General features: G+C 73.7%; 8 protein-coding genes and 1 pseudogene. All 9 read right to left on the bottom strand.

Annotated elements, in window-relative coordinates:
• Window positions 1–344: pseudogene (locus SLP03_RS31095) on the bottom strand (hypothetical protein); the annotation flags it as partial.
• Window positions 319–801, bottom strand: coding sequence for a phage tail protein (locus SLP03_RS31100; RefSeq protein WP_109800943.1), 483 nt, complete (start codon window positions 799–801; stop codon window positions 319–321). The pseudogene SLP03_RS31095 and the gene SLP03_RS31100, both read right to left, overlap by 26 nt.
• Before the next feature lies 1 nt (window position 802).
• Complete coding sequence (locus SLP03_RS31105) at window positions 803–2,047, bottom strand: phage tail sheath family protein (RefSeq protein ID WP_319464211.1); 1,245 nt, start codon at window positions 2,045–2,047, stop codon at window positions 803–805.
• A 34-nt stretch (window positions 2,048–2,081) separates the two neighbouring features.
• Window positions 2,082–2,765 carry a carboxypeptidase-like regulatory domain-containing protein gene (locus SLP03_RS31110; protein ID WP_319464212.1) on the bottom strand — a complete coding sequence of 228 codons (684 nt, stop codon included), beginning with the start codon at window positions 2,763–2,765 and terminating at the stop codon, window positions 2,082–2,084.
• Window positions 2,762–3,370 (bottom strand): glycine zipper family protein, encoded by a 609-nt coding sequence (locus tag SLP03_RS31800; protein ID WP_413644772.1) that lies wholly within the window; start codon window positions 3,368–3,370, stop codon window positions 2,762–2,764. Before SLP03_RS31800 ends, SLP03_RS31110 begins: the two co-directional genes overlap by 4 nt.
• 14 nt (window positions 3,371–3,384) lie before the next feature.
• Window positions 3,385–3,729 carry a hypothetical protein gene (locus SLP03_RS31125; RefSeq protein ID WP_319464214.1) on the bottom strand — a complete coding sequence of 115 codons (345 nt, stop codon included), beginning with the start codon at window positions 3,727–3,729 and terminating at the stop codon, window positions 3,385–3,387.
• A gap of 96 nt (window positions 3,730–3,825) precedes the next feature.
• Complete coding sequence (locus SLP03_RS31130; protein ID WP_319464215.1) at window positions 3,826–4,686, bottom strand: LppM family (lipo)protein; 861 nt, start codon at window positions 4,684–4,686, stop codon at window positions 3,826–3,828.
• Window positions 4,687–5,111: 425 nt separating this feature from the next.
• Window positions 5,112–5,807: a phospholipase gene (locus SLP03_RS31140; RefSeq protein WP_319464216.1), complete on the bottom strand. Its 696-nt coding sequence runs from the start codon at window positions 5,805–5,807 to the stop codon at window positions 5,112–5,114.
• A gap of 69 nt (window positions 5,808–5,876) precedes the next feature.
• The coding region (locus tag SLP03_RS31145) for a substrate-binding domain-containing protein (RefSeq protein ID WP_319464217.1) at window positions 5,877–6,069 on the bottom strand (193 nt) is incomplete at its 5' end.

The following is a 6,069-nucleotide window of genomic DNA, read 5'->3' on the forward strand; positions in this document are numbered from 1 at the left end:
AAGTTTGGGTCAGCCAGCGGGCCGGATCCGACCCGAACCTCTTGATCAACATGGTCGGGCGTGGGAATGCGGGCGGGGAGGTCGTGGAGGAGGCCGGGGGCGTGCGCGGCGACCAGGCGCAGCCAGTGCTCGGGGGGTTCGCCGGGGCGGCGGGGCCGGGTCGGGTCGGGCCGGTCGTCCGTGCCGGCCGGGCGGGGATCCGCCGCGCCGGCGGTGGGCCGGGCGGGCGCGTGGCCGGGCGGGTGGGGGGCGCGAGCGACCGCGTCGGCCAGCCGGTCGGCGACCTCGGCGGCCGTGCGCAGGGCCCGGGCCAGCCAGTCACGCGGTGGTCGGGGCGGCCGCACTGCCGGACTCCAGTTCCAGCCCCTCGTACGCCAGGGTCAGCGCCTCGATGGCGATCTCCTGGGCGAGGGTGTTGAGGTGGGCGCCCCGCCACCGGGTCGGCCAGGCGTTGATCATGTTCCAGCGCAGCACCTCGCTGGTGCCGGCCGGGTCCAGCAGCACCACCGAGACGTTGCGCCGGCTCACCGTGCCCTTCGCGGCCGCGTTCACCCAGTCCCACAACTCCCGGGACGAGGTGAGGCCGAAGTGGAGGGTCACCGGCGCGTAGTCGACCTGGCCCGGGACCGCCCGGACCCGGTCGTTGCCCGCCTCCCGGTACGCCAGCCGGCCGATCGTCACCTCGAGCCCGCTGACCTCGGTGAAGTGCCCGTTGGTGATGCCGTTGATGAGCAGCTTGAAGTTGTACGCCCGGTACGGGTCGACGGGGGCGCCGGGTTGCGGGGTGGCCGTGGTCGGCATGTCAGCCTCCGATCGTCTCGGTCTCGGTGCCGCCGGCCCACTGGCTCAGCTTGAACACCACGAACTCCGCGGGCTTGACGACCGCGATGCCGATGTGGGCGACCACCATGCCGGCGTCGCGGACGTCGGCCGGGTTGGTCTCCTCGTCGCACTTGACGAAGAACGCCTCCTCGGGCGTACGCCCGAGCAGCGCGCCGTCGCGCCACACCCGGGTCAGGAACGCCCCGACGTCCCGCCGGATGGACCGCCAGAGCGAGTAGTCGTTGGGTTCGAAGACCATCCACCGGGTGCCGTTGGCGATGGCCTGTTCGATGGCGATGGAGAGCCGTCGGACGTTGAGGTAGCGCCACTCGCTGGCCTCGGCGGCGAGCGTACGGGCGCCCCAGAGCCGGATCCCCTCGCCGGCGAAGTAGCGGATCACGTTGACGCCCTTGGGGTTGAGCACGTCGTGCTCGGGGCGGGTGACCAGGTACCCGAGGTCGACGGCGCCGCGTACCGGCTCGTTGGCGGGGGCCTTGTGCACCCCGCGCAGGGCGTCGGTGCGGGCCCAGATGCCGGCCACGTGCCCGCTCGGCGGGGTGAGCACCAGATCTCCGCTGAGCGGGTCGCGGACCCGGATCCACGGGAAGTAGAAGGTGCCGAAGTCCGACTGCCGTGGCCGGTACGCGGACTGCCCGTCCGGCTCGTCGTCGGCGGCCGGTTTCGGCGTACCGTCGGCGGGTTTGCCGTCGGGTTTGCCGGCGGGTTTGCCCGGGCCCGGCGTGGCGACGCGGGTCAGCGCGGAGACGTCGTCCAGGTCCGGGGCGGGGTCGCAGATCGCCACCATGGTGCGCAGCCGCTCGGCCATGCTGAGCAGCGCCTCGTGCGAGACCGGGTCGTGGAAGCCGGGCGCGGCGAGGATGGAGATCTCGTCGACCGCCTCCAGCAGTTGCAGCCCGCCGCGGCGGCCACCGGTGCCGGTGAGCTGGCCGCCCTCGCCGACGTTGACCACCCAGCAGCGGGTGCCGCCGTTGTCGAGGAAGCCGAAGACCGCCCGGGCGAGCGGGGTGCTCTCCAGGTGCTCGCCGTCGGCGTAGAGCCGCAGGAACTCCGACCAGGAGTTGACGGCGAGCGCGCGGTCGACGTGCGCGGTGCGGTCCGGGGCGACGCCGACGAAGGCGGCGGTGCTGGTGCCGACCGGTCCGATCGGGCGGGCGCCGCTGGGGACCTCTTCGACGTAGATGCCGGGGGAGAAGTAGGTGGGCATCGGTCCTCCTGTGCGGGTGCGGTCGGCGGCCGGCTCAGTCGGCCGGCGGCGCGCAGACGATGACGTGGTCGGGGTCGTCCGGGTCGAGCTCGGCGGTGTGGGTGCGGCCCCGGCCGACCAGGCGGACCCGGACCGACCGGCCCGGCGCGTCGGGGTCGTGCGGGACGCCGACCAGCCGGAACCGGCCGGCGCTGTCGGTGTGCGTGGCGTACGGGGTGCCGACCACCTCGACCCGCATCGCGGCGAGCGGCTGCTGCTGCGGCCCGACCACCCGCCCGTCGAGGGTGCGCATCTCCAGTTGCCGCAGCCGCAGCGGTTGCAGCACGGGCGGCGCGGGCGGCAGCGGGCAGGCGATCTGCGCGGGTACGTCGACCAGCAGCGCCGGTCGCGGCGGCACGCCGAAGGCCCGCCACAGCGCCGGGTCGCCGGCCGCCAGCACCACCTCCGGCTCGCCGGCCGCCGCCGCGGCGGCGAGCACCCGGTCCAGCCGGGGCAGCGCGGCCGGTCCGGTGGCGCAGACCAGCAGCCGGACCACGAACCGGTACGGCTCGCGAGCCCCGCTACCCCGGGTCTGCCGGGCCGGCCGCAGCTCCAGCGGCCAGACGGTGAGCCCGCCGTCCGCGTCGTCGCGGGGCGGGCCGACCGGGACAGGGTCACCCGCCGCCCCGGTCAGCCAGGCCGCGAGGTCCGCGACGGCCGTCTCGATCGCTCCGGTCATCGCGGCGGGGTCCCCTGGATCCGGTACGCGATGGCCTCGTTCCAGACGTGTGGGTAGACGCCGATCTCGAAGTAGCGGGTGAATCGGTTGATCGGCGCGTTGGTGTGGTCGTGCCAGAGCAGCCAGACCGGGGCGACGGTGAACAGCACGTAGTTGAGCACCACCAGCGGCAGGTAGAGCGGGCCGAGCAGCCGGGCCTGGAAGATGTGCACGTCCTCGTGCCGTTGGATGCCGGGGCTGGACCCGGCGCAGACCGTGCCGATGGTGGTGGCGTACCGGGGCGACACCCCTTCGACCAGGTTGACCCGGCCGCTGCTCTGCGAGATCACCCGGTCGAGCTGGTGCCCGAAGACCAGGTGCAGGGCGAGGTAGATCGCCCCGACGGCGGTGTTGAGCAGGCTCCAGGTGTGGTCGACGACGAAGAGGAGGATTCCCTTCGCGTCCGTGCCGTACGTGCCGGCGGAGCTGATCGCCCAGCCGAAGGGCGCGCCGACGAGCAGTCCGACGGCGGCGCCGATCACCAGGCCGAGGGTGCCGCCGACCCACTGGCCGAACAGGGCGCCGAGGACGATGTGGACGGCGGCGCTGACGATGCCGAAGACCATGGGGTCACCTTCTTTCAGACCCACGAGCGGAGGTAGCGGGGCTCGCGTCCCTGCGCGAGCTGGGTCGGCGACGCGTTCGTCGCCTGCCGGTTGCCGGGGGGCAGCTGGTTGATGCCGAGTGCGGCGGAGAAGATGACCAGCCCGTTGAAGAAGGCGATGATCCACTTCTGGGCGCCGGCGTCGGTGGCGAAGGCCGCGGTGAGGTAGGAGAGCACGAGGGCGAAACCCAGCGCGATCCACTTGCGGGCCTTGTCGCCGCTCGGACCGAGCAGTCCGCCGATGACGTTGGTGGCCAGCAGCGTGGCGGCGCTGGCGCCGGTGAGGCTGCCCAGGGCGGCCCAGGTGAAGAGATCGTTCACGGCGATCTCCCTTCGGATGGTGCGGTGGTGCGGGCGGGGTGGTGGGTGAGATGCGGCGGCCGGCCGGTGCGGGTCGGCCGCCCGGGTGGTGGCGGGTCAGACCGGCCCCGGCTGGTCGGCCGGGGGTGCGGTCGCGGGGGTGGCGGTGGCCGGGGTGTCGGTGGCCGGGGCCGCGGTGGCCGAGCCGCGGCGACGGAGCAGGAGTACGACGACCACGGCGACCAGCAACAGGAGGAGCACGCCGCCGACCACCGGCAGCCACGGGAACGAGGAGCCGTCCCCGGCCGGGGCGGTGGCGCCCGCGCCGGAGGCGGACGGCCTCGGCGGCGCCTCGGCGATCGCCCGCAGCTCCGCCGGCTTGGGCTGGTTGGCGACCACCTTCCAGCTCACCGACCGGCCGTCGACCGTGCCGTTGGTGTCGATCACCCGACCGGGGAAGGTCACCGATATCTCGAACGACATCAACTGCAGGAACGCCTGCTGGGTCTGCGGGTCGTGCTGGGCCACTTTTCCGCTGTATTTCGTGGGGTCCAACGGAAGGGTGAAGCGGTAGAGATCGCCGTCCCGGACCAGATTCACGCTCTCGCTGGTGAATTCCGACAGCGGCTTTTCCCGATAGGAGATCAGAACGCCGTAGAACTGTGCGTTCTCGTACCGGCTCTCGTCGCCGGCGGGCAGCGCGGGGATGTTCCGCCGCAGTTCGTCGAAGGCCGCCGGTATGTTGTTCCGCCACGGCTTGAGCACGGGCCGTTCGGGGTTGCCCGGTCTGAGCACCGGCCCTGGGTCCGCCGACCTGAGTAGGGACTTCTCGCCGGTCAGCAGCAGCTGGCCGTCGACCGTGTCGTCGGCGTTGACGGTCAGCCCGAGGTTGAGCTGCATGCATCCGCTGAGCGCCGCCACCAGGGCGAGACACACCGCGAGGCGGAATGCCCGACCACGGCCGAGTCTCGTATTCATGGGCACAGTGTGTGTGATCGCCATCACGTTCAGCAGTCAGCGATCAGTCACAAGGCTGTCGCCGATCTTACCGCCCGATCATCCCTTTCGGCCGAGCCCGGGAAACGCGCGCAATCGATATCCTGAAAGGTTGTCCCTTTCGGATTCCCGGCGGAGATCGTTCCTCGTCCGGGGAGGGCCGGGGCGGCGCGCCCGGGGCTGACCGGGGCGGTAGGTTGGCCCGCTGCACCCGATCGCCTGCGTCCTGCTGGTCGACCCCGCCGGCCGGCTGCTGCTCCAACTCCGCGACGCGCACGCCCCGCACCATCCGAACGTCTGGGGCCTGCCCGGCTGGCCGCCACCGGCTGATCGCGGTCGCCCGCCCCGTCCCGCCGCGCCATCACCCGCCTCGACGCCGCGCCACCACCGGGCCCGCCTGACCGGCGTCAGCCGGTGAGCCAGGCCACCGCCCGCTGCCGGACCTCCGTCGGCACCTCGTGGCCGCCGGCGAACTCGGCGTACTCCACCCGGTAGCCGAGGGTGTGCAGCCGGGGCACCAGCCGGCGGCTGCACACGTCCACCGGCAGCACCCGGTCGTCGGTGCCGTGCGAGACGAAGGCGCGCGGCCGGCCGTGGGTCACCAGCGGCGCGGCGAAGCCGGGGGAGAAGGCCAGCACCGCGTCGACCAGGTCGCCGTTGGTCAGGCCCAGGGAGAGGGCGTACGACGCGCCGTCGGAAAAGCCGCCGACGGCCACCTCCGTCACCGGGTACGCCCCGAACACCGTGCCGAGCAGCTCGTCGATCCGGGCCACATCGGGGCCAAACCCCTCGACGATCAGGTCCCAACTGCTCGCCGTGGCCTGCGGGGCGAGCAGCAGCAGCCGGTGCGCGTCGGCCAGCGGAAGCAGCAGGTCGAGCCCCTGCTGGGCCGTCCCGCCGGCCCCGTGCAGCAGCACCACCACCCGGTACGGCCCGTCGCCCGCCGGGGCGTACAGCAGCGCCGGTGAGCCGCCGTCCGGCGCGGTCAACGGGGTCAGGCCGGTGGCGCCCCGGGCCGCCGGCGGGGCCGGCCGCGCGTGAAGCCGGCCGTGCCGCGGGTTCTCCTCCTCCGGTCGCCGGTGTGGCGGCGCGGGCTCCGTCACCTCGTCTCGCCCCCTCCCGTCGGCCGATCCCCGCGCGGTTACCCCGCTGGCCGCCGGTCAACCGCCCGGTCAGGCGCTCTCGCGGGCGACCAGCGTCGACGGGAACGCGGTGACCGGGGGCACCCGACGGCCGTCCAGCACCGCGGTGGCCGCCGCCGTGGCGATCCGCCGGACCGGGTGGGTGGCGGTGGTGAGGGCGGGCGTGCTGACCGCCGCGTACGGGATGTCGTCGAACCCGGCCACCGCCACGTCGCCGGGTACC

Origin of the sequence: Micromonospora sp. RTP1Z1 (assembly GCF_033804685.1) — a bacterium.
Lineage (GTDB): Bacteria > Actinomycetota > Actinomycetes > Mycobacteriales > Micromonosporaceae > Micromonospora.